Source organism: Variovorax sp. dw_954, from assembly GCF_018449755.1.
Lineage (GTDB): Bacteria > Pseudomonadota > Gammaproteobacteria > Burkholderiales > Burkholderiaceae_C > Variovorax.
The window spans coordinates 103,870-129,887 of record NZ_JAAVVD010000007.1 but is presented as its reverse complement, the minus strand read 5'-3'; the positions used below and the strand labels follow the sequence as shown (position 1 = coordinate 129,887).

At 64.2% G+C, this 26,018-nt stretch carries 24 protein-coding genes, 1 tRNA gene and 1 pseudogene; 12 read left to right on the top strand and 14 right to left on the bottom strand.

Annotated features, from left to right (window positions below):
- Positions 1–3: 3 nt before the first annotated feature.
- Positions 4–1,338 (top strand): tryptophan--tRNA ligase, encoded by a 1,335-nt coding sequence (locus tag HB681_RS13480; protein WP_213955332.1) that lies wholly within the window; start codon positions 4–6, stop codon positions 1,336–1,338.
- Positions 1,339–1,412: 74 nt separating this feature from the next.
- Positions 1,413–2,024: a response regulator transcription factor gene (locus HB681_RS13475; protein ID WP_213955331.1), complete on the top strand. Its 612-nt coding sequence runs from the start codon at positions 1,413–1,415 to the stop codon at positions 2,022–2,024.
- 219 nt (positions 2,025–2,243) lie between these two features.
- Here HB681_RS13475 and HB681_RS13470 read toward each other — a convergent pair whose 3' ends face one another.
- Positions 2,244–3,680: a HAMP domain-containing sensor histidine kinase gene (locus tag HB681_RS13470; protein ID WP_213955330.1), complete on the bottom strand. Its 1,437-nt coding sequence runs from the start codon at positions 3,678–3,680 to the stop codon at positions 2,244–2,246.
- 497 nt (positions 3,681–4,177) lie between these two features.
- On the opposite strand from HB681_RS13470, the gene HB681_RS13465 reads away from it, so the two are divergent.
- The 6 genes from HB681_RS13465 (at position 4,178) to HB681_RS13440 (ending at position 9,373) form a co-directional block, all read left to right on the top strand.
- Entirely contained in the window at positions 4,178–4,912 is a 735-nt protein-coding gene (locus HB681_RS13465; protein WP_213955329.1) for a c-type cytochrome, read from the top strand.
- Positions 4,913–4,986: 74 nt separating this feature from the next.
- Positions 4,987–6,198, top strand: coding sequence for a cytochrome c (locus tag HB681_RS13460; RefSeq protein ID WP_256353945.1), 1,212 nt, complete (start codon positions 4,987–4,989; stop codon positions 6,196–6,198).
- A gap of 14 nt (positions 6,199–6,212) precedes the next feature.
- Positions 6,213–6,380 (top strand): hypothetical protein, encoded by a 168-nt coding sequence (locus HB681_RS13455; protein ID WP_213955327.1) that lies wholly within the window; start codon positions 6,213–6,215, stop codon positions 6,378–6,380.
- A 5-nt stretch (positions 6,381–6,385) separates the two neighbouring features.
- A complete protein-coding gene (locus HB681_RS13450) occupies positions 6,386–6,949 on the top strand; it encodes a cytochrome C oxidase subunit II (protein WP_345944679.1) in 564 nt (187 codons plus the stop codon).
- Positions 6,936–8,555, top strand: coding sequence for a cbb3-type cytochrome c oxidase subunit I (locus HB681_RS13445; protein WP_345944673.1), 1,620 nt, complete (start codon positions 6,936–6,938; stop codon positions 8,553–8,555). Before HB681_RS13450 ends, HB681_RS13445 begins: the two co-directional genes overlap by 14 nt.
- Positions 8,552–9,373 carry a c-type cytochrome gene (locus HB681_RS13440; protein ID WP_256353904.1) on the top strand — a complete coding sequence of 274 codons (822 nt, stop codon included), beginning with the start codon at positions 8,552–8,554 and terminating at the stop codon, positions 9,371–9,373. The genes HB681_RS13445 and HB681_RS13440 overlap by 4 nt, the downstream gene beginning before the upstream one ends.
- A gap of 88 nt (positions 9,374–9,461) precedes the next feature.
- Here HB681_RS13440 and HB681_RS13435 read toward each other — a convergent pair whose 3' ends face one another.
- The 10 genes and pseudogenes from HB681_RS13435 to HB681_RS13395 form a co-directional block, all read right to left on the bottom strand.
- A complete protein-coding gene (locus tag HB681_RS13435) occupies positions 9,462–10,052 on the bottom strand; it encodes an NAD(P)H-dependent oxidoreductase (RefSeq protein WP_213955326.1) in 591 nt (196 codons plus the stop codon).
- 5 nt (positions 10,053–10,057) lie between these two features.
- Entirely contained in the window at positions 10,058–11,533 is a 1,476-nt protein-coding gene (locus HB681_RS13430) for a coniferyl aldehyde dehydrogenase (protein ID WP_213955325.1), read from the bottom strand.
- A 164-nt stretch (positions 11,534–11,697) separates the two neighbouring features.
- Positions 11,698–13,101: an MATE family efflux transporter gene (locus tag HB681_RS13425; protein WP_218508483.1), complete on the bottom strand. Its 1,404-nt coding sequence runs from the start codon at positions 13,099–13,101 to the stop codon at positions 11,698–11,700.
- Positions 13,098–13,676, bottom strand: a complete 579-nt coding sequence (locus HB681_RS38080; protein WP_218508208.1) for a 6,7-dimethyl-8-ribityllumazine synthase — start codon at positions 13,674–13,676, stop codon at positions 13,098–13,100. The genes HB681_RS13425 and HB681_RS38080 overlap by 4 nt, the downstream gene beginning before the upstream one ends.
- A gap of 104 nt (positions 13,677–13,780) precedes the next feature.
- Entirely contained in the window at positions 13,781–14,251 is a 471-nt protein-coding gene (locus HB681_RS13420; RefSeq protein ID WP_213955323.1) for a GFA family protein, read from the bottom strand.
- Positions 14,252–14,331: 80 nt separating this feature from the next.
- Positions 14,332–14,601, bottom strand: a pseudogene (locus HB681_RS13415) (AMP-binding protein); the annotation flags it as partial.
- Positions 14,602–14,627: 26 nt separating this feature from the next.
- Positions 14,628–15,608 (bottom strand): tripartite tricarboxylate transporter substrate binding protein, encoded by a 981-nt coding sequence (locus tag HB681_RS13410; protein WP_213955321.1) that lies wholly within the window; start codon positions 15,606–15,608, stop codon positions 14,628–14,630.
- Positions 15,609–15,647: 39 nt separating this feature from the next.
- Entirely contained in the window at positions 15,648–17,066 is a 1,419-nt protein-coding gene (locus HB681_RS13405) for an MFS transporter (RefSeq protein WP_213955320.1), read from the bottom strand.
- Positions 17,067–17,100: 34 nt separating this feature from the next.
- Positions 17,101–18,105, bottom strand: coding sequence for a flavin reductase (locus tag HB681_RS13400; protein WP_213955319.1), 1,005 nt, complete (start codon positions 18,103–18,105; stop codon positions 17,101–17,103).
- A gap of 37 nt (positions 18,106–18,142) precedes the next feature.
- A complete protein-coding gene (locus HB681_RS13395) occupies positions 18,143–19,216 on the bottom strand; it encodes an LLM class flavin-dependent oxidoreductase (RefSeq protein ID WP_213955318.1) in 1,074 nt (357 codons plus the stop codon).
- Between the two features lie 85 nt (positions 19,217–19,301).
- On the opposite strand from HB681_RS13395, the gene HB681_RS13390 reads away from it, so the two are divergent.
- From HB681_RS13390 to HB681_RS13380, 3 genes are all read left to right on the top strand, one after another.
- The gene (locus HB681_RS13390) at positions 19,302–20,222 is read left to right on the top strand and encodes a LysR family transcriptional regulator (protein ID WP_213955317.1); all 921 of its coding nucleotides are present in this window, start codon (positions 19,302–19,304) and stop codon (positions 20,220–20,222) included.
- Between the two features lie 238 nt (positions 20,223–20,460).
- On the top strand, positions 20,461–20,814 hold the full coding sequence (locus HB681_RS13385) for a hypothetical protein (RefSeq protein WP_213955316.1): 354 nt from the start codon (positions 20,461–20,463) through the stop codon (positions 20,812–20,814).
- 174 nt (positions 20,815–20,988) lie between these two features.
- Positions 20,989–22,584: a hypothetical protein gene (locus HB681_RS13380; RefSeq protein ID WP_213955315.1), complete on the top strand. Its 1,596-nt coding sequence runs from the start codon at positions 20,989–20,991 to the stop codon at positions 22,582–22,584.
- Between the two features lie 312 nt (positions 22,585–22,896).
- Here HB681_RS13380 and HB681_RS13375 read toward each other — a convergent pair.
- Positions 22,897–22,986 (bottom strand) — tRNA-Ser (locus tag HB681_RS13375).
- 51 nt (positions 22,987–23,037) lie between these two features.
- Positions 23,038–24,369 carry a serine--tRNA ligase gene (serS, locus tag HB681_RS13370; protein WP_213955314.1) on the bottom strand — a complete coding sequence of 444 codons (1,332 nt, stop codon included), beginning with the start codon at positions 24,367–24,369 and terminating at the stop codon, positions 23,038–23,040.
- 147 nt (positions 24,370–24,516) lie between these two features.
- On the opposite strand from serS, the gene HB681_RS13365 reads away from it, so the two are divergent.
- Complete coding sequence (locus HB681_RS13365) at positions 24,517–24,933, top strand: VOC family protein (protein WP_213955313.1); 417 nt, start codon at positions 24,517–24,519, stop codon at positions 24,931–24,933.
- 145 nt (positions 24,934–25,078) lie between these two features.
- Here HB681_RS13365 and HB681_RS13360 read toward each other — a convergent pair whose 3' ends face one another.
- Positions 25,079–25,993, bottom strand: coding sequence for a threonine/serine dehydratase (locus HB681_RS13360; protein ID WP_256353943.1), 915 nt, complete (start codon positions 25,991–25,993; stop codon positions 25,079–25,081).
- Positions 25,994–26,018 lie beyond the last annotated feature (25 nt).

Sequence of the window (26,018 nt, the reverse complement as noted above, 5' to 3'; positions counted from 1 at the left end):
CCCATGGCGACGACTGCCCCTCCCTCCCCCCTGCGCGTTCTCACCGGCATCACCACCTCGGGCACGCCGCACCTCGGCAACTACGTCGGCTCGATCCGCCATTCGGTGCGGCAAAGCGTGGCGCCCGGCGTCGAGACCTTCTTCTTCCTCGCCGACTATCACGCGCTCATCAAGGTCAACGACCCGCCCCTGATCCAGCGCTCCACGCTGGAGATCGCCGCAAGCTGGCTGGCCTGCGGCCTCGATCCCGAGCGCGTCACCTTCTACCGCCAGTCCGACATCCCCGAGATCCCCGAGCTGACATGGTTTCTCACTTGCGTCACCGGCAAGGGCCTGCTCAACCGCGCGCATGCCTACAAGGCCTCGGTCGACAAGAACACCGCCAAGGGCGACGACCCCGATGCCGACGTCAGCGCGGGCCTGTTCATGTACCCGGTGCTGATGGGCGCCGACATCCTGATGTTCAACGCGCACCAGGTGCCGGTGGGCCGCGACCAGATCCAGCACATCGAGATGGCGCGCGACATGGGCCAGCATTTCAACCACCTCTACGGCGAGCACTTCACGCTGCCCGAGGCGCTCATCGACGATGCCGTCGCCACGCTGCCCGGCCTCGATGGCCGCAAGATGAGCAAGAGCTACGGCAACACGATCCCGCTGTTCGCGCCCCGCGCACAGTTGCAGAAGCAGATCGCCAGCATCGTGACCGATTCGCGCGCGCCCGGTGAGCCCAAGGACACCGAAGGCTCCGCGCTGTTCCAGATCTACCAGGCCTTTGCCGACGAGCACGAAACCGAGGCCTTGCGCAAGGCCTTTGCGGAGGGCATCGGCTGGGGCGATGCCAAGCAGCTGTTGTTCGAGCGCATCGACCGCGAGATCACGCCGATGCGCGAGCGCTACGAAGCCTTGATGAAGGACCCCGCGCGCATCGAGGCCACGCTGCTCGCGGGTGCGGCCAAGGCACGCGCCCTGTCGCAACCCTTCATGGGCCGGCTGCGTCATGCAGTGGGCTTGCGCAACCTGGGCGCCGGGCAGCAGGCCGCCGGCAAGGCCAAGTCCGCGAAGACGGCTGCGCTGCCCAGCTTCAAGCAGTACCGCGAAAGCGACGGCCGGTTCTATTTCAAGCTGCTGGACGCACGCGGCGAGCTGCTGCTGCAGAGCCTTGCATTCGCCACGCCGCAGGAAGCCGGCCAGGCCATCGGCCTGCTGCAGCGCCAACGCAGCGCCGCGTTGGCAGCGCTGGCCGACCGCCTGCCACGACTACCTCCGGAGCGCGTCGACACCGTCGTCGAAGCACTCGATGCCCTCGCCGCAGCAAGCGAAGATAAGAAGAAATAGCTCGTTTTTACGCGCACTTAAACGCCGTAATTGAGGTAGTTCACCAAGCATTGCCCACGTACACTTGACGCATCATGAGCATTTACGTAATCGACGACCACCCCCTGATGCGTGACGCTATCGTCATGGTGCTGCGGCGCCTGCGTCCGGCCGAAAACATTGTCGAGCTCGACCGGCTCGACAAGCTGGCCAACGCCGTCAAGCAGCACGGCAAACCCGACCTCTTCTGCCTCGACCTGAAACTGCCGGACATCACCGGCGTGTCCGGCGTGGTGTCGGTCAAGCAGCTCTATCCCGATGTGCCGATCGCCGTGTACTCCGCCTCGCCCGCGGCCGACATGGAAGAGGCCTGCATCGAGGCCGGCGCCGACATCTACATCGAGAAGTCAGCCGGCTCCAGCGAACTGGCCGCCGCGCTGCGCGGCCTGCTGATGGCCGATTCGGAAAGCGAAGAAAGCGCCGCGGCCAGCGCGAGCACCGGCAAACTGTCCAAGCGCCAGACCCAGTTGATCGCCATGCTCGACAAGGGCATGAGCAACCGCGAGATCGCCACCGAACTCGACATCAGCGAGCACACGGTCAAGGTCCACCTGTGGCGCCTGTTCCGCCGGTTGGGCGTGAAGAGCCGCACGCAGGCGCTGCATCACGCCCGCAGCCATGGCCTTCTTTCCTCCGGCGCCATCTAGGCTCTCCCCCCGGCTCCGCGCCACTGCGTGGCGCTTCTCCCGCCCCGCATGGGGGGACGAGCCTGCGGCCGCAACAACGCTGGCGGTCCTCTCGAGTCGATGCGGCTTCGCCATCTCGACTCAATCCCTGCGCGGGGGGCCGGGCACCGCCCGGTCCTTGGGGCCTCTCAATCCACCGAATACGCACACTGGCCTGGGCGCCTCACGGCACCCGGGCCATCACCCCACCGATCCTGAAATCCGTGTCTGCGCTTGCGATTCGTCGGCGTCGTGAAGAGCGACGCGGAAGACGCTGCCGCGGCCCAGTCTTGATCGCACGCTGATCGGATGGCCCAAGGCGTGCGACAGGCGCGCGACGATGGCCAGCCCCAGGCCGAACCCATCGGAGGTGCCGGCGTGATCAGCCACCTTGTAGAACTCCAGGAACACGTCGCGCAGGTGCTCGCGCGCGATGCCGATGCCCGTGTCCCACACCTCGATACGCACCCCCTCGGGCGTGGCGCGCGAAGCCAGCAGCACGCCACCCTCGGCCGTGTACTTGATCGCGTTGGCCAGCAGGTTGCCGATCATGCGCCGCACGCGGATCGGGTCGGTCAGCACGGCGCCGCCAGTGGAATGCACCCGGAAACGCAGTCCCTTGGACTCGGCCACCGGGCGATACTGCAATTCGAGGTCGTGCAGCAGTTGCGTGACGTCGACGCGCTCGATGTGCAGCCGCACCTGCCCGGAGTCGATGCGGGCCAGGTCGAACAGCGAGTCGAACAGGGCATTCACCGCATGCGTCGCGCGCACGATCTTCGGCGCGATCTCCTCGACCAGGTCCGGCTCGTTGCGCAGCCAGTCCGCATAGAGCGAAAGGGCCAGCACCGGCTGGCGCATGTCGTGCGCGGCGCTGGCAAGGAAGCGGTTCTTCATCGCGACGGCCGACACCGCGGCCTGCCGTTGCTGCGTCAGCGAGTTGATGAGGATGTGGTTGTGGAACAGCAGTTCGAAGCTGTTGCGCGAGGTCTCGTGGATGCGGCGGCCGGCACGCAGCAGCAACCACCAATGCAGGATCGGCAACAGCAGGAAGCCATAGCTGAAGTGCAGTTCGACGAAGCGCAGTTGCACCACGCGGAACACCAGCGCGGTCATCATCGTGATGAACAGCGTGTTCACGTAGCGATGCAACAGCGGCGGATGCAGGGCGAGCCCGTTCAACGGGAAGGTCGCGACACCGGCCACCATGAGCCAGCACATGAATTGGCTGACCACCGGGACGCGCTCGAAAAAAATCAGTATCGAGAGCCCCCAGGCAAATGCGCTGGCGCTCCACAGAAACCGGTAGCGATGAACGAAGCGCTCCTGCGATGCAGCATCCGTCTCGGCAAAGCGCAGCGCATAGAGCCGCTCGCCCCAGACGCGGCAGCCGGTCGCGGTGACGCCGATCATCAGCCAGCCAAGGAGTTGCCAGGTCGGAACATAGCCCCAGCACAGGCTGACCATCGCCGGCATCAACGCCGCGCCGAACAGGTGCGAACCGCGCGCCGAACGCATCAGGCTGCGGATCAGTTCGCCACGAACCCACGGCTCGGCCTCATCCGCCGTGGCGGGCGCCGGCGTCAGGCTGGCAAACGAGGAATTGCCGAGCCCGGCGAAGGTTGATCCTCCTCTCATGACGAAACCCTGTTCAATTCGGCACCCACAAAAAAGCCCCGACGAGGGGGCCCTTGGTAACGGCGCAACGACCCATCAATGCGATGGTTCCCTTGTGCAAATCGCGGAGCATTTGAGCCAGTTTAACGCTGCGACATCGTCTGCAACAAAGGCAAACAACTAGATTGGCTGGCGGTGTGCGAATTGGCCAGAGCGTCGTAAGGGGAAAGAATTCACTCTGGGGAGTGGCTGCGGCAAGCGGCTCTTGCACAGCGCCCGGCATGGGGCCGAGTCTGCCGCCGTCGGCGCGCAACATCGGGCCCATTCCATGAACACATGAACACGCCCCTTCTTCAATAGTCGATGGCCTTTCGGGCGGCGGACCGCATCCCCGCCCCCTCGACTCCGCCTCCTCACGGCGACCCAGCCTGTTTCAGCCCTTGAAGGCAATTGACGCCAGCTCGAGCCGCGTATAAGGTGGATCGTTGGTCTCTTACTCGCCACGGAGGTAAGACCGGATGCCCCCTTCCCCAGTGCTGGTGCGAAGCGTCAAGCTGCTGGCTGCGGCGTGTGCTCTGACCAGCGCGGGCATTGCCAATGCACAGGATTCGGCCATACCGGCCTTCAAGACCGTGGACTCCATGGAAGCACGCGTGCAGGGCTGCGTCACCTGCCACGGACAAAGCGGACAAGGCACCAGCAACGAGTACTTCCCTCGCATCGCGGGCAAGCCGGCCGCTTACCTCTACAACCAGTTGGTGGCGTTTCGCGATGGCAAGCGCGAGTACCCGCCCATGAATTACCTCGTGGCCTACCTGCCCGATGCGTATCTCAAGGAAATTGCAGCGTACTTCGCGAAGCAGCGCCCGGCCTTCGAGGCGAAACAGCAAAGCGCCGCGGGGCCCGATGTGCTGGCGCGCGGGTCGACGCTGGCGCTGGGTGGCGACCCGAGCAAACAGCTGCCGGCATGCATGACCTGCCATGGCGCCGCCTTCACGGGCATGGAGCCGGGCATCCCGGGTCTCGCCGGCCTGCGCACTTCATACATCGTGGCGCAACTGACGCGTTGGCGAACCGGCAATCGCCAGGCCGCGCAGCCGGACTGCATGAAGCGCATATCGGATCGACTCACCGAGGCCGACGTGCATGCGGTCGCGACCTGGCTCGCGGCGCAAGATCCGCCACGTGATGCCGTGCCGGCGCCGGCCAACTTCCAGGGCATGCCTCTTTCCTGCGGCAGCCAGAAGCCATGAGACGCGGCACTCGCATCATCCTGATCGCGGTGGTCGCCGTGGTGGTGATCGTCGCGGGCGCCTTTGCGCTTTTCATGCCCGGCTACCTGCCTGTGGTTCCCGGTGCAGTGGCCGCCGATCCGACCACGCAGACGATCAGGAAGGGTGAATACCTCGCGCGTGCAGGCGACTGCGTGGCCTGCCATTCCGACCCGGGTGGCAAGCAGTTTGCGGGGGGCCGCCCCATGCCCACGCCCTTCGGCAATCTCTACGCGCCCAACATCACCAGCGACGACGAGACCGGAATCGGCAAATGGACGGCAGACGACTTCTACCGCATGCTGCACAACGGCCTCTCGCGCGACGGCACCCTGCTCTACCCTGCGATGCCGTTTGCCTCGTACACCAAGGTCACGCGCGAGGACTCCGACGCCATCTATGCCTACCTGATGTCTGTGCCACCGGTGAACCAGAAGAACCGCCCGCACGAGTTGCGCTTTCCGTTCAACCAGCGCGACTTGCTGATCGGCTGGCGCACCCTGTACTTCAAGGAAGGCGAGTACATGGCCGACAAGAGCAAGTCGGTGCAATGGAACCGCGGCGCCTATCTGGTGGAAGGGCTCGGGCATTGCGCGATGTGCCATACCGCGATCAACAGGCTCGGCGGCTCGAAGACCTCGCAGGAGTTCGAGGGCGGCATGATCCCCAACCAGAACTGGTATGCGCCATCGCTCACGTCGAACCGCGAAGCGGGCCTGGGCAACTGGAGCATCAAGGAGATCAGCGAGCTGCTCCAGGTCGGCATCTCGCCCAGGGCCACCGTTTATGGGCCCATGGCCGAGGTGGTCTACAACAGCCTGCAATACCTGAACGATGCAGATGTCGAAGCGATGGCGGTCTACCTGAAGGAACTGCCGCAGCACGACACGGGTGCGCCGCCGCCCAGCAGCGCGCGACTCGTAGCCCCGGAAGTGATGGAGCTCGGTCGCAAGATCTACGCAAAGCAATGCTTCATGTGCCACGGCGAGGAAGGCAAGGGCAACGCACCGTCGTACCCGCCGCTCGCTGCCAACCAGTCGATCACGATGTCGTCGCCGGTGAACTCGATTCGCATGGTGTTGAACGGCGGCTATGCGCCCGGTACGAAGAAGAACCCGCAGCCGCACGGCATGCCACCCTTCTCCCACATCCTCAACGATGACGAGGTGGCGGCCGTGGTGACCTACATCCGCGTGGCGTGGGAAAACAGCGGCACGCCCGTGACGCCTGCGCAGGTCAGCGAGTTGCGCCCGCTCATTCCGGAATAGACGAGGCCCGCACGATGGCAACTGAAGACGTCGACCCCAGCGAAGACGAACGCGTCGAGGAGATCCTGCGGCGCGGACCAGCGGGCGCGTTTGCCGTGGCCGGGCTCGCCACCTTCATCGTCGTCGCGTTGTTCTTCATCTTCTACTTCCTCGTCTACCTGCCGAGAGGAGCCATCCAGTGACCTCGGTGAATGCCGGCGCGCCACATGCATCGGAGGCTGTCGCTGTCGAGGCGGAACGCCGCTGGGCCATCGTCGTCGTACTCATCATCGCGCTGTTGCTCGTGATGATCATCTTCACCGGACTGCACTGGGCATCGATGCCGCCTTCGCGAGTGGAGACCATCGACCCGCGCAAGCTTCACATCGAAGGCGAGTTCGTGGAGAACAACCTGGGCACCACGGTGGCTGCGGACGGCAAGGTCACGGTGCGCCTGATCGCGCAGCAGTATTCGTTCGAGCCGCAATGCCTGGTGGTGCCCGCTGGCGTGCCGGTGACCTTCCGCGCGACGAGCACCGATGCCATTCACGGATTCGTCATCGACAGGAGCAATGCCAACGTGATGCTGGTGCCAGGCTTCATCGCGACTTTCACGGCCACCTTCGACAAGACAGGCGAGCGGCTGATGCCCTGCCACGAATATTGCGGCACGGGCCACGAGGCGATGTGGGGGCGCGTGCGGGTGATGGCGGCCGACGAGTTCCTGGCCCGCGCCAAGGGCGGAGAGAGGATGAGCTGTGTTCCTCGCTAGACGACTCGTGCTCGCGCATTTCTGGGTCGCCTTCGCGGCCTTCGCGGTCGCCATCCTGCTCGGCGAATGGCAGATGTACGTGCGCAGTCCGCTGAGCGCGTGGGTCAGCGACCCGGAGTACTACTACCGCTCGGTGACCGGGCACGGCACGGTGATGGGCTACGTGTTGCCGACACTCGTTGCGATGGGCTTCGGCTATGCCATCGTCGAGCTCGCGCTGAAGCAGCCGCTGGTCGGTTTGCGCTGGGCATGGGCCGGCTTCTGGCTCGCCATCGTCGGCACCGTGATGGCGGCGACGCCGGTGGCGCTGGGCCGCGCGTCGGTGCTCTTCACCTTCTATCCGCCGATGATCGGCAGCCCGTTCTACTACCTGGGCGTCGTGCTGGTGGTCGTGGGTTCGTGGATCTGGGTCGCCCTCATGGCCGTCAACCTGAAGGCGTGGAAGTCGAAGAACCCGGGCAAGGCGGTGCCGCTGGCGATGTTCGGCAATGTCGCCGGCGCCTACCTGTGGGCATGGACTTCGGTAGGAGCCGCGGTCGAGATCCTGCTGCTGATCCTGCCGGCGGCGCTGGGCCTGAAGGACACCATCGATGCCGGCCTCGCCCGGGTGTTCTTCTCCTGGACGCTGCATGCCATCGTCTACTTCTGGCTCATGCCGGCCTACATCGCCTTCTACACGATCGTTCCGCGCGCCATCGGCGGGCGGCTCTACAGCGACACGATGGGCCGCGTCGCCTTCGTGTTGTTCCTCGTGTTCTCGATGCCCATCGGCATCCATCACCTGTTCGCCGATCCGCAGGTGGGCGCCGGGTTCAAGTTCCTGCATGCGGTCTTCACCGCGATGGTGGCGGTGCCGACCTTCCTGACGGTGTTCACCATCGTCGCGTCGGTCGAGATCGCGGCACGGCTGCGCGGCGGCAAGGGGCTCTTCGGATGGGTCAAGGCGCTGCCGTGGGGCAATCCGATGATGCTGGCCGTCACCTTCTCCTTCATCATGCTGGGGTTTGGCGGTGCGGGCGGCCTCATCAACATGAGCTACCAGCTCAACGAGACGATCCACAACACGCAATGGGTGACGGGGCACTTCCACCTCATCTTTGCGGGTGCCATCGTCATCATGTACTTCATGGTGGCCTACGACCTGTGGCCGCAACTCACGGGCTGCAAGGCGCTTCCGGATTCGCTGGTGAAAGCACAACTCTGGCTGTGGTTCGTCGGCATGATCGTCATGACCTTCCCGTGGCACTGGGTCGGCCTGCTCGGCATGCCGCGGCGCATGGCGTACTTCGACTTCTCCAATCCAGCACTCGCCGGGCAGGGATGGACGCTGGTGGCAGGAACCATCGGCGGCCTGATGCTGGTGGTGTCCGCGCTGCTCTTCGTCTACATCCTGGCGCGCGCAGGCAAGGGTGAAGCCGCGCCGGCGCCCTTCACCTTCAGCACGGCCGTCCACATGCCTGCAGCCACGCCGATCGCCTTGAACGGCTTCGGCCTCTGGGTGTCGCTGATGATCGCGCTGACCGTCGTGAACTACGGCTTTCCGATCGCGCAGCTGGCGATGCTGAAGGACACCTCGGTCCCCGCCGTTCCCATCGGGGGACGATGATGCAGCAACCTGGCCTGTACGCGTGGAGCAACCCCTGGTTTCGCCGGAGCGTGCTGGGCCTGGGCGCGTTGGCCGTGGTCACGCTGCTGGTGGGCTTTGTCTGGCTGCCTTCGGTGCAGGCGGATTTCTCGGCCAAGGGCATCTGGGACAGCATCTGCCGCGCCGCGGGCGTGCCGAACCAATGGGGCACCACCGCGACCCCACCGAAGGCGAGCGCAGGAACGACCACTGTCGTGCTGACGCGCGACATGACGCGCTCAGGCGCGGGCGATTCGGTCGGTCGCGGTGCCACCATCGCCGTCCAGCAATGCAGCATGTGCCATGGCGCACAAGGCATGAGCGAAGCCAACGCGCCGAACCTCGCTGGGCAGTATCCGGAAGTCGTCATCAAGCAGTTGCATGACTACAAGCATGGCGCGCGGTCCAGCGCGTTCATGCAGACCGTCGCGCAGAAACTCAGCGACCGCGACATCCAGGACATCGCCGCCTACTACGACTCCCTGCCCAAGGCGCGAGCCGCTCCGGTGCGGGCTGACGAACCCGATGCCCCCCCTCTCGTTCGCGTGGGCGACCCGCTGCGCAACATCGCTCCCTGCGTGGCCTGCCATGGCGGCATCGACCACAAGATCGGTGCGCCGTGGCTGGAGGGCATGCCGAAGGAATACCTGTCGAGCCAGTTGAAGAACTTCGCCTCGGATGCGCGGCGCAATGACAGCTTCGGCCAGATGCGCAACGTGGTGCGTCCGATGACTGCCGACGAAGTCAACAGCGTCGCGGAGTTCTATGCCCGGCGCGAACCTGCAGTGGGTGTTCGCTGACGGCATACCGCGGGCACGCTGCACGGCCATTCGGTCAATGCACCGGGAAGGATGGCCCGCCGTTCGGCCGGTCGAAGTCCAGGCAGGGTCAGCATGTCAGTGACAGCGCAGTGCGGGCTTCGGATGCGCCCGCGCCGGTGCTTGCCGCGGCAGGCGCAACGCCTTCGGTCGGAGCGGCGCGCAGGGACGCGCAGGCGCGCACCATCGGGCCCCAGCGCTCGGCATAGGCCTGGATGGCCAGGCCGTCCTCGAAGGCCGACTCCAGCAGGAACAGTCCCGGCGCCGGGCTGGTGGCGCCGAGTTCGACCAGGACCGGCTTGAGCAAGCGCTCGGACGCCGTGCCATGGTTCGCCCGCGCACCCAGCATCAGTGGAACGGCGACCACGCCCTGCAAGCCGGAGCCGCCATCGAACTGGTCCAGGAACAGCTTGAGCAAGCCGCTGTACGTGCCCCTGAAGGTCGGGCTCGCGAAGATCACCAGTTGCGAACGCGCCACCGTGTCGACGGCTGCTTGAACCTTCGGGTCCTTCCAGCCCAGCAACGCCGGCCCGAGTTCGGCGAGTTCGATCACCATGTCGGCCGCGCGGCCGGTGAGCGCCGTTGCAAGCATCTGCGCGGCGCGTGCGGTGCGCGAGCGCAGCTTGGGATTGCCGACGACGATCGTTGTATTGAGGGACATGGTCGTCATTTGTGCTGCGGGGCGTCCAGCGCCGGATCCGGCCGGCCCAGGAAGAACTTCAATGCCATGCGCTGGATGAAGTTGCCGTAGGGCGGGTAGAACAGGTCGATCGGGAAGAATCGATGGCGCTTGAACACCGTCTTGGCATGCGACAGCTCGCGGAAGCCCTCTTCCCCGTGGTAGTTGCCCATGCCCGAGTTGCCGGTGCCGCCGAAGGGCGCATCGTGGTTCACCACATGCCAGCCCCAGTCGTTGATTGCAACGCCGCCCGAATGGGTGCGGCGCAGCAGGTTGTCGCGTTCGGCGCTGTCGTGGCTGAAGCAGTACAGCGCCAGTGGACGTTCGCGTGCATTGATGATGGCGATGGCCTCTTCCATCGTGTCGTAGGGAACGACCGGCAACAGCGGGCCGAAGAGTTCTTCCTTCATCACGAGCATGTCGGGCGTGACCTTGGTGATGATCTGCAGCGGCAGCGTGCGGTCATCGCCGACGGGCGCTGGCCCGCACGATTCGATGTGGGCACCCTTGGAATGGGCGTCGTTCAGCAGCCGCTTGATGCGCGTGAATTGGCGCCAGTCGACGATGGAGGTCAGATCGGGGTTGCCAACCGCCTTGCCCTTGTAGAAGCCCTTGAACGTGCGCGCCACGGCCTCGACGAATTCGTCCATGCGCTCGCGCGGCACCAGCGCGTAATCCGGCGCCACGCAGATCTGGCCCGCATTGGTCGCCTTGCCGTGCGTGATGCGCCTGGCTGCATCGGCCACGGGATAGTTGCGCGTGACGAGCGCCGGCGACTTGCCGCCGAGTTCCAGCGTCACGGGCGTGAGGTTCGCGGCCGCCGTGCGCATCACGATCTTGCCGATGGCCGGCGAGCCGGTGAACACGATGTGGTTGAACGGCAGCGAGGTGAATACGTTGGGGTCGAGCAGTTCCTCGCCGACCACGGCCACCAGGTCTTCCGCAAAGATCTCCGCCAGCAGGGTCTTGAAGACCGCATTGGTGGCCGGCGTCGCTTCCGGCATCTTGATCATCACGCGGTTGCCCGCGGCCAGTGCGGCGATGGCTGGCCCCAGCGCCAGGTAGATCGGGAAGTTCCACGGGGTGATCACGCCGACAACGCCCTTGGGCTGGTACATCACCTTGACGCTGTTGGACAGGAACAGCAGTTCGGTGCTGCGGCGGCTGGGCTTCATCCAGCGCTTCACATGGGAGATGGCGTGGTTCAACTCCAGCATCGAACCCAGCAGGTCGAGCATCTTCGATTCGGCGTGTGCGCGCTGGCCGAAGTCACGGCACATGGCGTCAGCCAGCACGTCCTGGTAGCGCGACAACTGTTGCTTGAGTGCCTTGAGCCGGTCGAGCCGCTCAACCGCCGTGGGAAAAGGGGCTGCCTGGAAGGCGGTTTGCTGCGCGCCAAATATCTGCGCAACGCGCTCGTTGGCCGCCAGAGTCGATGCCAATTGAAATGGTGAGTTGTTCATTCTGATCGTCTTTGTGAATGTGCCGCGGTCCGTGCCGTGTCTCTCGGCCCTGTATTGCAACGCTTGCAATGCCATAATTAAAATGAACACTCCAGATTGATAGTATTCACAGAAAGAATGTGTTTCTCTCGAAGCAAGGCACGCGCTTCGCCTGTCTGCAGAGTTCAGCCTGACTGGATGCGCCGCATCAACGCAGTCGGAGTGCGCGGCCAGCCCGGGCGCCCAAACCACGCACCACCAGCCACCACGGCAGCGATGCCGAGGCCGTACACCACGAGCGCGGCGCCCTGCGCTACGAAGACATGGACGAGCTCGCCCCCCCAGCGCAACGCGAGCCAGCCTCCCACACCGGCCACAGCCAGGCGAGCGAGGTTTGCCATCACGGGCCAGAACAGGCGCCCCGATCCTTGCGAGGCGAAATGCAACACCTGCCCGAGGCCGAAGAGGCCGTACAAGGGCCCCACGGTGCGCAGGTATTCGGTGCCGGCCTCCAGCATGGCGGGGTCGTTTCCGAACAGCATCAGCCAGGGGCGCGGAAAGGTCGCCGCTGCGAGGCCGATCGCTTCGGTAATGGCGAAGCACATCAGAGCCCCGATCCACGCGGCATTGAGGGCGCGTTCCCGTTGACCTGCACCGATGCAAGTGCCGACGATGGCCAACAGCGGTGCGCCAAAGCCGAACACCAGCGGCACCAGCAAATACTCGAGGCGCGCGGCCGTGCCGTAGCCTGCGATAGCGCCGGGGCCGAAATGCCCCGCCAGTGCCGTCGCGATGCCGATGGACAGGTTGGTGGCCACCGTCGCGATCGCGCCGACCAGGCCTACGCGCAGGATGTCGCGAAACAGCGGCCAGCGGAGCCGCACGCCGGCAAACCGTGGCATGAGCAGGCTGCGCGGCGAACGCAAGTAGATCCAGAGCGCGACTGTCCCGCCGAGGTAGTAGAGAAGCAGTGCTACCGCTCCTCCGGCAATGCCCATGCCGGGAATCGGCCCCCAGCCAAAGATCAGCAAGGGCGACAGTGGAACCAGCACGGCTACGCCGACGACGGTCACGTTGGCCGGCACTGCCATGTTGCCAGTGCCGCGCAACACAGCGGCCAGCGAGTTGAAAAGCCACACCAGCACCGCGCCGGCGAAGACCCAGTTCGAGTAGACCAGCGCAGCATCGAGTGATGCGTCGGTGCCGCCCATCTGCGCGTACAGCCAGCGCCCGCCCAGCAGCAACGCCAACGTGAACGCCAGCCCGAAGCCGAGCGCAATCACCATTGCGTGGAACACGAGCGCATCGGCATCGTCCCGGCGTTTGGCGCCGAGCGCTCGCGCAATCGAGGACGCAATGCCACCGCCTATGGCACCGGCCGAAGTCATCTGCATCAGCATGACGATCGGAAATACCAGCGCCATCGCCGCCAGGGCGTCGGTACCAAGCTTGCCGACGAAGTACGTTTCGATGAGACCGGAGCAGGCCTGCGCGACCATCACCAGCACGTTGGGGGCGGCGAGAAGCAGGACAGTCGGCACGATGGGCGCTTCCAGAAGGAGGCGCGTGCGCGGATCGACGGCACTCACCGGGCGACCTCGACCAAGGCCGATCGCTGCATCGGATCGGTCTCGCACACCGGCAGCTCTGCCGGCGCAGCGGATCCAGGGTGCCGGTGACGCCTCAGTAACTCGATCGTCCTCGCACATGCCTGTGCAGCTTCTGTGCCTTTGACTGAGAAGTGACGGTGGAAGTATTTGCGATGCTCCACGTGCTCATGGAAATGGTGCGGCGTGAGCACGGCTGAGAGTACCGGCACATTCGTTTCCAACTGCACCGCCATCAACGCGTTGACCACCGTGCCAGCAACGAACTCGTGACGATAGATCCCGCCATCCACGACCAATGCACATCCCACAATGGCGGCATACCGTCCAGAAAGTGCCAGGCGTTTCGCAACGAGCGGGATCTCGAACGCTCCTGGCACGCCGATCACATCGATGCGAGCGCGGGCAATTCCTTGGCGCTCCGCCTCATCGAGGAACGCGTCGCGTGCCTGATTCACGATGTCAGCGTGCCATTGGGCTTCGATAAACGCGACACGCTCTTCGTGGCTGGCCATGCGTGGTGCGGAATCTTCAGGAAGATGGTTGATTTGGTTCATGAGTAGCGAATTCGTGGAAACGGTAGATGTCCCGGTGACACCGAGCGAATGGGGCGTGAGCTGGTTTGGACTGCTTGCCAGCGCGCGGGCAAGCAGTGCCGGCGTCAGCCAGAAAAGAGGCCGCGCAGCATCAGCCCGATCACGGCCAGCTGACTGCGCAGGTAGCCGCTGTAACGAGGCAGGCCGTCCTGCGCGTCGCGCACGCGGCGGTGATAGAACATGTGCAGCGAAGCGGGTGGCAGCGCCTGGATGTCGGCGTAGTTGGCGGTGGGCACGAAGGCCAGCTTTGCCGGTCCGGCCAGGCCGAACTCCAGCACCGGCTTGCCGCACGATGCGCAGGTGCCCCGCTCGATGTTGGGCGGGAGCTTGTGCTTCTTGTAGACGACCTGCGCGCCCTCTTCCACCTCGACGTCGCGGGCACGCAGCACCGTCACATCCGAGAAAGGCTTGCCCGTGTAGGCCTGGCAGATCGTGCAGTGGCAGATGAAGCGCGCAAAGGGACGTGTGTTCACGCGGAAGCGGCTCGCGCCGCAGCCGCAGGACGCCGCCAAGGGCCTGAATTGCGTATCGGCCATGAGGATCACTCCGACACCAGCACGTTGGCGTACTTCTGGCGAAGGTCCACCTTCTGGACTTTGCCGGTCGCGCCCATCGGCACGGCGCCACTTCCGGAGACCGCGAAGTAAGCCTCCAGATGGCGGTGGTTGTTCCAGGCCACAGTGGCGACGCGGGTGCCGCGCGCCATGCCCAGCGCAGCCAGGGCCTTGGCCAGACGGCGCGAGCGCGCGCCGAGATCGCGGTAGGTGTAGCGAAACAGCGGTCCGTGCGTTTCGCGCGAAACGATCTCCACGTCCGGGAACTGCTGCTCCGCGTGCTCGAGCAGGCTCGACAGCAGCAGGGGACGATCCATCATCAAACCAAACATTTTTTGTCTCCAAAGAATCAGATTGCTTACTGCGGTTCCAGCTTGGTCGACTTGAACACGCGCCGGTAGCGCTCGATTTCGCTGGTGTAGAACTTGTCCAGCTCAGCCTGCGACATGGCGCGGGGCGACTGGGCGCCCGTGTCCTGTGTGCCCGTGCGCACGGCTGGCAGCTGGATGACTTCGTTCATCGCCGTGTTGATCGTGGCAACCGCGGCATCGGGCGTCGCCTTGGGCACCAGCACGCCGAGCCACAGGTCATAGGTGAAGTCCGGCAGGAGCTTGTGCTGGCTCATCAGCGGCAGTTCCGGGAACATCGGATGCGGCTCTCGCGAGGTGATGCCCAGAGCCTTGACCTTGCCTTCCTTCAAGAGACCCAGCGTGGGGCCGGCCAGGGTCCAGAAGGCGATGTCGATCTGCCCGCCGACGATGTCGGTGAAGAACTGGCTGCCGCCCTTGTAGGGCACGTGCACCATGTTCAGGCCCGTGCTCTGCGCGAACTTCGCACCCACCACGTGGAACAGCGAACCCGTGCCAGAGCTGCCGTAGGACACGCTGGGCCGCTTCTTCGCCCACGCGATGAACTCGTCGATGTTGCTGGCGGGGATGTCCTTGTTGACCAGCAGCACCAGCGAGCTCGAGGCGACCACCCCGGCCAGTCGCAGGTCTTCGGGCTTGTGCTTGACGGCTGCCAGGCCCATCGGCGCGAGCACCAGGTCCATTGGCGTGCCGAGCAGTTCGTAGTGACCGTCAGCGGGCGCGGAAAGCACCTTCTGGACGCCCAACGCGCCGCTGGCGCCGCCGACGTTCTCGACAACCATCGTCTGGCCCAGGCGCTTCTGGTATCCGGGCTGGATGAGGCGAGCGAAGTAGTCGCCCGAGCCACCCGCGGGATAGGGAACGACCAGCGCAACGTTCTTGGACGGAAAGGTTTGCGCCGTGGCGGCCAGGGCGATCAGGCCGCCCGCCAGCGCGACCGCGGCCGCCTCCAGGAATTTCATGACTCGCATGGTTTGTCCCTTTCGATTCGGTTGATTGATTGCCTTGCTTCAGCCCGGCACCGCACTGGTGGCCGTTGCGGATGCGGTGTCTTGTGGCTCGCGCGCCAAGCGCCACTGGGCCGCCTGCAACATCGAGCCTTCAAAGGAGCGGATGCCACTGCGAATAAGAAGGAGCGCCACCGAACCGGCGATGAGGAACACGATGAGCATTGATGTGCCGATCGCGTTGCGATCACCCAGCACGTAGTCGGTGATCAGGCCGATCGTGACCGGGCCGAGGCCTGCGCCCAGGAGGTTGAGTCCGCCGGTGTACATGGCAGCGACCTGGCCACGCATCGGCGCAGGGGTGATCTGCGCGACGATGGACGGGCCAACGCCGAACATGGAGAACGAGAAGAAGCAGGTGAAGCCCAGGAAGATGCCCGCAGCCAGCAACGTTGGCGCCAGAACCATGGCGCAGCCCGAAGACGTGATGCCCACGGCGCTCACCATCGCAACCCGCATGTAGCCGTGGGCAACGCCGCGCCGGATCCAGCGCTCACCCAGCCAGGAGGCCAAGAGCGTGCCGGCAGGTCCGACGACGAGCATCAGCACGCCCAGCAGCTTGCCGATCTCCTGGTAAGTCAAGCCGAAATGGCGCACGAAGTAGGTCGGCGCCCAGCCACCGAAGCCATACACGCACATGTTGAAGAAGCCGGCGCCCAGGATGAACGTGCCGATGGTGCGGCCATTCCTGGCGATGTATTGCATGACCTGCGACAGCGGGACGTCGATGGCCTTTGACGCCGGCTCCTGGCCGCCAGAGGGCCCCTTCTTCGCGACGCGCGGCTCGGGCACTGCCAGCATGAAGATTGCCACCACGACCCCCGGCAAACCCACCGCGATGAACGTCGCCTGCCACGGCTCGATGGCGCCCAGAAAAGGCAGCACCGGCCGGGACAGCGTGTACGCGCCGAGGATCAGGCCGCCTGCAAACAGGCCCACGCCGGAACCCACCGGCCCGGCGGCGCCAAAGACGCCCATGGCACGGCCGCGCTTGTCCGGCGTGAACAGGTCGGCCACCAGCGAGACCGTGCCCGGGATCAGCACGGCCTCACCCACCGCCACCGCAATGCGCGCGGCCAGCAGGTGCCAGTAGTCGTTGGCCAGGCCACTGGCGGCTGTCGCCAGGCTCCACACGGCAATGCCGATGGCGATGATCACGCGGCGGTTGCCCCGATCGATGAGCCGCGCGATCGGCAGGCCCATCACGCCATAGAAGGCCGCGAAGGTGAAGCCGTGGAGCAGGCCGATCAGCGTGTCGTTGACGCCCAGCGTCTTCTGGATCGGACCGACCAACAGGGTGAGGATCTGCCGGTCCATGATCGAGAAGATATAGGCGGCCAGGAGCACGACGACGGCGTACCACGCGCGCCCCGTACTGACCGTGGGCAGGCCTTCGCCGCCCCGGGTGATTGCTGCATGCATGTGTGCCTCTGCTTTGTCTGTTCTTGCCTGCAGCTCAGGCGCGAGCGGCCTGGACGTCGTCGCGCCAGATGTTGTTCTCGCGCCAGAAGTGCTCCTTGCGCCAGTGAACCGGCAGGCCATCCGAGGTGGAGCGGATCACGCGCTTGAGCAGCAACTTGAGCACCTGCGCCTCGCGGTAGTCGAGTTCGCGTTCCGCATCGGATTCGGCGGATTTGCCGAGCGCGAGCAGCTCGATGGCGTAGCTACGGCCCTCTTGCGTGAAGTGGACCGTGCGATCCTGCCCCTGGCCCTCGACGCGGATCAGTCCCTGATCCACAAGCGCCTGGATGTGGTCATCGCTCACCTCGTAGCCTGCAATGGCCACGAGTTGGGCCAGGTCATGGGCCGTGCGTCCATCGCCCATGCTCAAGACACTCAGGATGTTGTAGTCGACGTCGCGCAGGCCCTTGTCCTTCAGGTCCGCCTTGATCGGCATCAGGAGCTGGTAGTACGCACGCCCCAGCAGGTTTCCGAGCCAGTCGCCACCAAAGGTCGCGCTGACGTCCGTTTCATCGGCTTTCTTGAGCAGCAAACCGTAGTTCCCTCCGTGAAAAATCAATGGCGGCCGGGCGAAGTGGTCGAAGTTGAGCACCTCGCCCACGAAGATCACGTGATCGCCGCCGTCGTACTGGTAGGCGATGCGGCACTCGAAGCGTGCCGAGCAACCGTCGAGCAGCGGCACCTCGCCGTGGCCACGTGCCACCTTGGAGCCGGCGAACTTGTCGGTGCCGCTCTTGGCAAAGCGGTTCGACACGGCTTCCTGGTCCGCGGCCAGGATGTGCACCGCGAAGTATTCCGTGCCGGCGAAGGCGGCGATGCTGGATGAATTCTTGCCGAGGCTCCACAGCACCATCGGCGGTTCCATGGACACCGAGTTGAAGCTGTTGGCGGTCAGGCCGTAGTCCTTGCCGTCGGCACCGCGCGTGGTCACGATGGTGACGCCGGTGGTGAACGAGCCGAGCGCCTTGCGGAACTGGGCCTTGTCGATCGTTGCAGTCATGTCTTGTCTCCTGTGTTGATGTAGTGGACCGGCCGCGTTACTTCATGAGCAGCGGCATGACCAGGCGGCCGAAACGCTCGGCCTCTTCGTGGTGGGGATAGCCGGACAGGCAGAAGCCCGAGCAGCCGACGTCGATGAATTCCTGCAGTTGCGCCGCAACCTGTTGCGGGTTGCCGACCACGGCCACGCCGGCGCCGGGGCGCACTTCGGTGATGCCGGTCCAGAGGTGCGGGGTCATCTTGCGGCCGACGGTGTTCGACAGTTCCTTCTGGCGTGCGTTGGCCACGGAAGAGATGGAGCTCGCGAGTGACGCCACCATGGCCTTGGCACTGGCGGTTTCGTTGGCACCTTCGATCAGGCGGTCCGCGGCTTCCCATGCCTCGGCCTCGGTCTCGCGGCAGATGACCTGCAGGCGCATCGCGAACCTGATTTCGTTCTCGCGGCCGTACTTCGCGGCGCGCTGGCGCATCAGCTTGATTTCCTCGCGGATCTTCTCCGGGTAGTCGCCCCAGAAGAGATGCACCGCGGAGTGCTGCGCGGAGATTTCAGCCGCCTGTTCCGAGCCACCGCCCAGGAAGAAAGGCGGGTGCGGTTGCTGCAGGATCTTCGGCACGATCTTCGGACCGTCGACCTGGTAGTAGTCGCCCTTGAACTGGACCCCTTCCTCCGTCCACAGGCGCTTCATGAGGCGAACCTCTTCCTCGAGCTGCGCGTAGCGTTGTTCCTTCGAGCCGAACTGGCCTTCGGCCAACGCATCCTTTTCGCTGAGTCCCGCAATGAGGTTGAGGTAGACGCGACCGTTGGACAACCGGTCCATCGCCGACACCATCTTGGCGTGCGCCACCGGATGGAAATAACCAGGCTTGATGGCGACCAGCGCCTTGATCTTCTTCGTGCGGGCCAGCATGTAGGTGGCCGTGATCCAGGCGTCCCAGCAGAACGGCGTGACGGGCACGAGCATGTAGTCGAAGCCGGCAGTTTCTGCCGCCTGCGAGACGCGCTCGAAGTGCTCGAGCGATTGGGGAATGCTCTGCGACGGATCGCCGAACGCGCTCGTGTCGCCGAGTGTGGGCAGGAACCAGCCCATCGAAAGTTTGGGTGTGTTGGCCATGGATGTCTCCGTGTGGATGTCTGTTGAGGCCTCTATTGCACCGCCGGCAGAGTCATAAGTAAAATGAACTCTTTGGATGGAATGCATGCACAAATTGAATGTCGATAACTTCGACCTCAACCTGCTTGCCGTCTTCCTGAAGCTGTGGGAGACGCGCAGCGTCACGCGCGCGAGCGACAAGCTGGCCCTGAGCCAGCCCGCCATCAGCCACGCGCTGCGGCGCTTGCGCGATGCCCTCGGCGACGAGCTGTTCGTGGCCGGCAAGGAAGGGCTGGTGCCGACCGCGCGCGGCGAAGCACTGATCGGGCCCGTGCGGCAGGCATTGGTTCAGATCGGACTGGCCCTGCAGGCCGGCGAGAGCTTCGTGCCTTCGCTGGCGCAGCGCGAATTCCGCATCGCCGGCGGAGACCTGGTGGAGTTCGCGATCGCGCCGCAGCTCATCGAGGAGATCGGGCGCGATGCGCCCGGCATCCTCATCAAGCTGGTGCCGGTGCCCGAGGGCGAACTGGGCTACCAGATGCTGGAGGCCGGCGAGGTCGACGTGGTGCTGGACGGCACCGCCGTGAAGGGCTCCGGCGTGCGCAACGAGGTGGCGGCCAACATCGGCCTGGTCACGCTGATCTGGAAGCGCGAACAACTGACGAAGAAGCGCTTTCCGATGGATCTGTACCTCAAGCGCCCGCACATCGTCATTCGCCAGCCGGAGCGGCGCGGCAGCGTGGTCGACCAGACGCTGGCGGAACAGAACCTGCGCCGCCCCATCGGCGCGGTGGTGCAGCACTTCATCGCGATGCCGGTGATCGCGGCGCGCACCGGCTACATCTGCAATCTGCCAAGCGGCATGGCACCGATTTTCGCGAAGGCCTTCGACCTCAGCCTGCACCAGCCGCCAATCGACTTCCCGCTCGCCCCGCTCTACATCGCCTGGCACAAGCGCTTCGAGGCGGATCAGGCGCTCACCTGGCTCCTGCAGAAGATCCGGCAGGCGGTCGCAACCGTCGCGTGAACGCGCTCGCACGGCACACGGGCCAACAAAGCAAAAACGCCCCGAAAGGGGCGTTTTTACTGGCTACCTGGAGGAGAGGGAGGCAGTCAGATCATGCCTCGCAGGCCGCATGAATGCTAGGTTTTGCACGTGCCGCCCGGTGTCGATACCAACGGATATACCAACGGCGCAGCGCGACTGATCGAGGCCGCGTTGACCCCCGATCTGTGTAACATCCAGTGCGTCCAGCCGAGCAGCGATGACACTCAAAGATCACTACCGTGCCAACGGCACCCTCACTGCCGATCAAATCGAATACCTTCTTGCAGTAAACGAGGTGGTCAAGGCGATCGACGCCCGCAAGCTCATCTTCCAAATGATCCCCTTGAGCGAGACGCCGCTCTACAAGGCCATTGACGGCTTGCGGAACCGGCTGAGGCGTCTCCACCAACTGGCGGACATGGCAGCCCAGCCCGAGTACGCTCTTGCGAGTGAAATCGTTGGCGCCTATGGCGACCTTGAGGACATCGCCAGCTTGGTCGCTAAGGCGATTGGGCGAATAGACGCCGACATATTGGACTTCGTACAGGCGCTGCCTCGCACCATCGAGTGATAGCTTGCACCGCACAACTTCGTGCCGGCCCCTCCCAGGGGCTGGGGGGCTGACGGGCACCCTGCCACCCCCTCAAGGTTCCGCTCTTAGTGGAGGAGCAATTTTGAAGTCCTCAGAAAATCCGCGGCGCCCCAACCTTGTATTGCACTTGATAAGCAAATTTGAAAGCACAGCATGCCCAAGATGGACAAATACCCCCCACTTCTTTTACCAGTTTCCATCGCAATTTTTGTTTGCCTTTTCATAAATCTTGTCATCTTCGCAATATTTCGTGAAATTAGACAGACGGACGAATTTCACGCATTATTGCATGAAATCGGCCCCCTGGGCGTTGCCATTTTTCAATCATTCATAACTGCGATACCCGTCTGTCTACCCTTATATGTGTGGTATCGTCAAAAACAAAAACGTGCTGCATATCCCAGATCGCAAGACACGCAGATGGCGTCCCCAATGACCCAGTCAAAGGTCGTTCTACACGCAGGGGCCCCAACCGTTGCTAAGAAGCTGATTTCAATTGATGCTGCCGCATCCGTGATAGCTGCAAAACCTATAGCGATGAAAACCAAGGACCCGTTGCCGAACGCTCCGACCATCGCAACCGAAATAAATGAATCACATGAAATCCCTGAAGAGGATTCTTGGGCGCAAGCACTTTCTGAATTTGAGAGTTCTGGGCGCCGGCCCGGTGTCTATGCACGCGCATTTGCTGAAGCTAGCGGCGACGAGGCCGCTGCGAAGGCGAAATACTTGAACATAAGAGCGCACGAACTCCACGCCAACCATCTGCAGTTGGAGGCTGCGAGGCAAGTTGAGGAAAAGCAGCGCGCAGCGGAAGAGCGGCGCAAGGTAGAAGAGAGCGAAAGTGATTTCCAGAAGCAACAAAGAGCGCGCGCTGCGATAGTCTGGGGAAGGTGCCCAATGTGCGATTGGTTCTTGCCACTTGGCACCACGTCCTGCCCGCACTGCGATGCCACGCTCGGTGCTGGCGCAGCCTGGGATGTCATTCCCATAAAAGTGGATCAACGACTTGGACTGATTGAGCAGGCACTGACAAAACGGAAACAAATAACACCACGTCAACTATCAGACATGGTCGCCATGGCCGAGACCGATTTCTCGATCGTTTCGCTGCCAATCAAAGGCGATAGCCTGTTGCATAAAGCTGCAGAATTCGGACTCGAGTCTGAAGTTCAACACCTCCTTGCCATCGGCGCTGATTCAACGGCTTCCAACGCACAAGGAAAGCGACCAAGCGACGTGACAGCGTCCGAGGCCATTAAAGGGCTCCTTGCTGCGGCACAGGAACAGGCAGAGCCCAAGAATGCAATCAAGCCAAGACAAGAGGCACTTCCAAAAATCGCCTGGGCCCTGTGTCCTAAGTGCCACTGGTTCACGCCCTGCAATGCTGCATCGTGCACTGAATGCAATACCAAATTCGAGACAAAGGAAGGATGGAAAGTCATACCCATCCCAGATGCACAAATTCTTGATCAACTTGAGGTCAAGCTCGAAAGCAACTCTTATGTCTCAAAACATCAACTTGCCGACATAGTTCGCATGGCAGAAGGCGACCACTCGATAGTAGCCCTCACGATAGGCGGCGATAGCTTGCTGCACAAGGCTGCCGAGTTGGGCCTTGTCCCTGAGGTCGAGCGGCTGCTTGCGCTCGGCGCCGATCCCTCTGCATTAAACGTCCAAGGCAAGCGCCCGCGACAGTTGACCACCTCCGAGGCCGTCAAAAGGCTCCTTGCTGCGGCCGATGGTTAGCACCGGCCGGACGACACAGGCTCGATCTGCACTCGCAGACTTCTGTGAGCATGGGACAGTTGTGCGTGATGTTGGACAGGTGAACAAGGCGAGCGGTCTAGTTTTCTTGCGCCCATGCCAACCGGCCATAAGTCAACCCGCTGCCATACCAACACACGGTAGACGCCATACCAACATTCATACCAGCGCGAAACCGTGGATTGACAACCAGCCATGCGGACCGATACGGACGCAAAAAAGCCCGCTACAGAGGGAACTGTGCGGGCTTTTCACGTTTTCGCGAGCCGATGCGGACCGTCGAAAACTCACTTCTGGAGGAGAGGGAGGGATTCGAACCCTCGGTACTATCGCTAGTACGCCTGATTTCGAGTCAGGTACATTCGACCACTCTGCCACCTCTCCGGTGTCTGTCGAGCCTCAGATTATAGCAGCCACTTTCGACCACCTTGCACGTCAGGCGCGAAGAACCGCGAGACCGCCCAGGTAGGGCTGCAGCGCGGCTGGCACGTTGACCGAGCCGTCTTCGTTCTGATGGTTCTCCAGCACCGCGACCAGCGTGCGGCCGACGGCCAGGCCGGAACCGTTGAGCGTGTGCACCAACTCGTTCTTGCCCTGGGCGTTCTTGAAGCGGGCCTGAAGGCGCCGCGCCTGGAAGGCTTCGCAGTTGGAGACCGAGCTGATCTCCCGATAGGTATCCTGCGCGGGCAGCCACACTTCGAGGTCGTAGGTCTTGGTCGAGCCGAAGCCCATGTCGCCGGTGCACAGCAGCATCACGCGGTAAGGCAGTTCGAGCGCCTGCAGCACCGCCTCGGCGTGCGTGGTCATTTCCTCCAGCGCGTCATAGCTCTTTTCCGGGTGCACGATCTGCACCATCTCGACCTTGTCGAACTGGTGCTGGCGGATCATGCCGCGCGTGTCGCGACCGGCGCTGCCGGCCTCGGAGCGGAAGCACGGCGTGTGCGCCGTGAGCTTGATCGGCAATGCGGACTCGGCCACCACCTCGTCGCGCACGAAGTTGGTCAGGGGCACTTCGGCCGTCGGGATCAGGTAGAGCGCCGAATGGTCAGGCGCCGGTTCGCCGTCCTGGCCGCCCTTCTTCGCCGCGAAGAGGTCGCCCTCGAACTTGGGCAGCTGGCCGGTGCCACGCAGCGTGTCAGCGTTGACGATATAGGGCACGTAGCACTCGGTGTAGCCGTGCTGCTGCGTCTGCAGGTCGACCATGAATTGGGCCAGCGCACGGTGCAGCCGCGCGATCGGCCCCTTCATCGCGATGAAGCGCGAACCGGAAAGCTTGACACCCATCGCGAAGTCCAGGCCGAGCGGCTCGCCAAGGTCGACGTGGTCCTTCGGCGCGAATGAGAGCGGCGTGGCCGAGGCGCCGGCGCCACCCTTGGGCGCCCAGCGACGCATCTCGACGTTGCCATGTTCGTCTTCGCCGAGCGGCACGCTGGCATGCGGCAGGTTCGGAACGGCCAGCAGCAGGGCTTGCAGTTCGGGCTGGATCGCGTCGAGGCGCTTCGATCCGGACTCCTGTTCGGCCTTGAGCGCGTTGACCTCGGCCATCAGCGCATCGACCGATTCACCCTTGGCCTTGAGCGGTCCGATCTGCTTGTTCAGCGCGTTGCGGCGAGCCTGGATTTCCTCGGTGCGGGTCTGCAAGACCTTGCGCTCGGCTTCGAGCGCGGTGAACGCCTCGACGTTGAGGTAGGGCTGGTCCTTCTTGCGGGTCTCAAGGCGCGCGACGGCCGAAGCCAGGTCCTTGCGTAACAGTGTGATATCGAGCATGACTCGATTTTAGGGAGCAATGGGGGTGCGAATACGGGAACGGCGCTCGGCTGTCCGCATTCCATTTCATACGACGGCTCAGGCGTACACGCGACTGAAGCGCACGGCCTTACCATCGACCTGCTACCAACTCACAGGGGACACCGCATGGACGCCTATCTCTCTTTCGACGGCAACTGCGCCGAGGCCTTCGATTTCTACGGCAAGTGCCTGGGCGGCAAGACGCTGTACAGCATGACCTTCGGCGAGAGCCCGATGGGCGAGCAGACGCCGGCCGACTACAAGGGCAAGATCATGCATGCGACCTTCGAGGCGCAGGGCCGCAAGATCATGGGCTCGGACATGCCGCCGGGTATGCCCTTCGAGGGCTACAAGGGCTTCACGCTGTCGGTGCAGTCCGACGACGTGGAGGCCGGACGCAAGATGTTCGACGCGCTGGCCGAAGGCGGCAAGGTCACGATGCCCTACGAGCCGACCTTCTGGGCGGCCAGCTTCGGCATGCTGGTCGACAAGTTCGGCGTGCCGTGGATGGTCAACGTCGAGCGTCCGGCGCCGAAGGGCTGAAAGAAGCCCGACACCGAAGCGCCTTCGACGCCTCCCCATCCGTCAAGGGGGTGCGACCAGCGTCCCGGCAGAGCCGGCTCCGCGGGCACCCGCGAAGGAGCTTCGGATTCCCGACACCCCATGAGGCCGGCAAGCCCGCAGTCGCTCAAGCCAGGCTGGCCGGATCGACGTTGGCGCCACAAATGACCAGGCACACCTTCTCGCCGGCGCGCGGCACGTAGGCGCAAGTCTGCAGCGCAGCCAGCGGCAGCGCGGCGGCCGGCTCGACGGCCAGTTTCAATTCTTTCCAGAGCCACAGTTGCGCGGCGCGAATCGGCTCATCGGGCAGCAGCAAGGCAGTGCGCACCTGGCGCTGCGTGATCTGCCAGGCGATGGCTCCGATGCGCCGTGCGCCGAGCGAATCGGCCGCGACGCCGCCCACTTCCACATCGACCGGCTTGCCGGCTTCGCGTGCACGGAACAACGTCGGCGCGCGTTCGGGCTCCAGCGCGATGACGCGGCTGCGTTGTTCGAACCACGCGGCCAGGCCGCCAATGAGTCCGCCGCCGCCCACGCTGACGAGCACGGAGTCGGGCAGGCCGCCCTGCTGCTCGATCTCGCGGCCCAGCGTGCCGGCGCCGGCGACGACCTCGGGCTGGTCGTAGGCATGCGTCAGCAGCGCGCCGGTCTCGCGCTGGCGCGCGAGGCAGGCGGCGAGCGCGTCGGCATATTCCTCGCCCACGACGACCACATCGGCGCCCAGGGCGCGCAGTCTGGCGCGCTTGGCCTCGGGCGAGTTGCCCGGGAGGAAGACTTCGCATCGCACGCCGAGCGCGCGGGCCGCGGCCGCCGTCGCGATGCCGGCGTTGCCGCCCGAGGCGACCACCACGCCGCTGGCCGGAATGTCATGGGCCAGCAACCTGTTCATCATGCCGCGCGCCTTGAAGCTGCCGCTGACCTGCTGGTGCTCCAGCTTGAGCCAGAACTCGACGCCTTCCGCGGCCTCCAGGCCGAGCACAGGCGCTTGCAGCTTCCACAGCGGCGTCTCCCGCAGGAATCGCGCGGCGCGCGCATCGCGCAGGCGCTGCGCGGCGGCGTCGACTTCG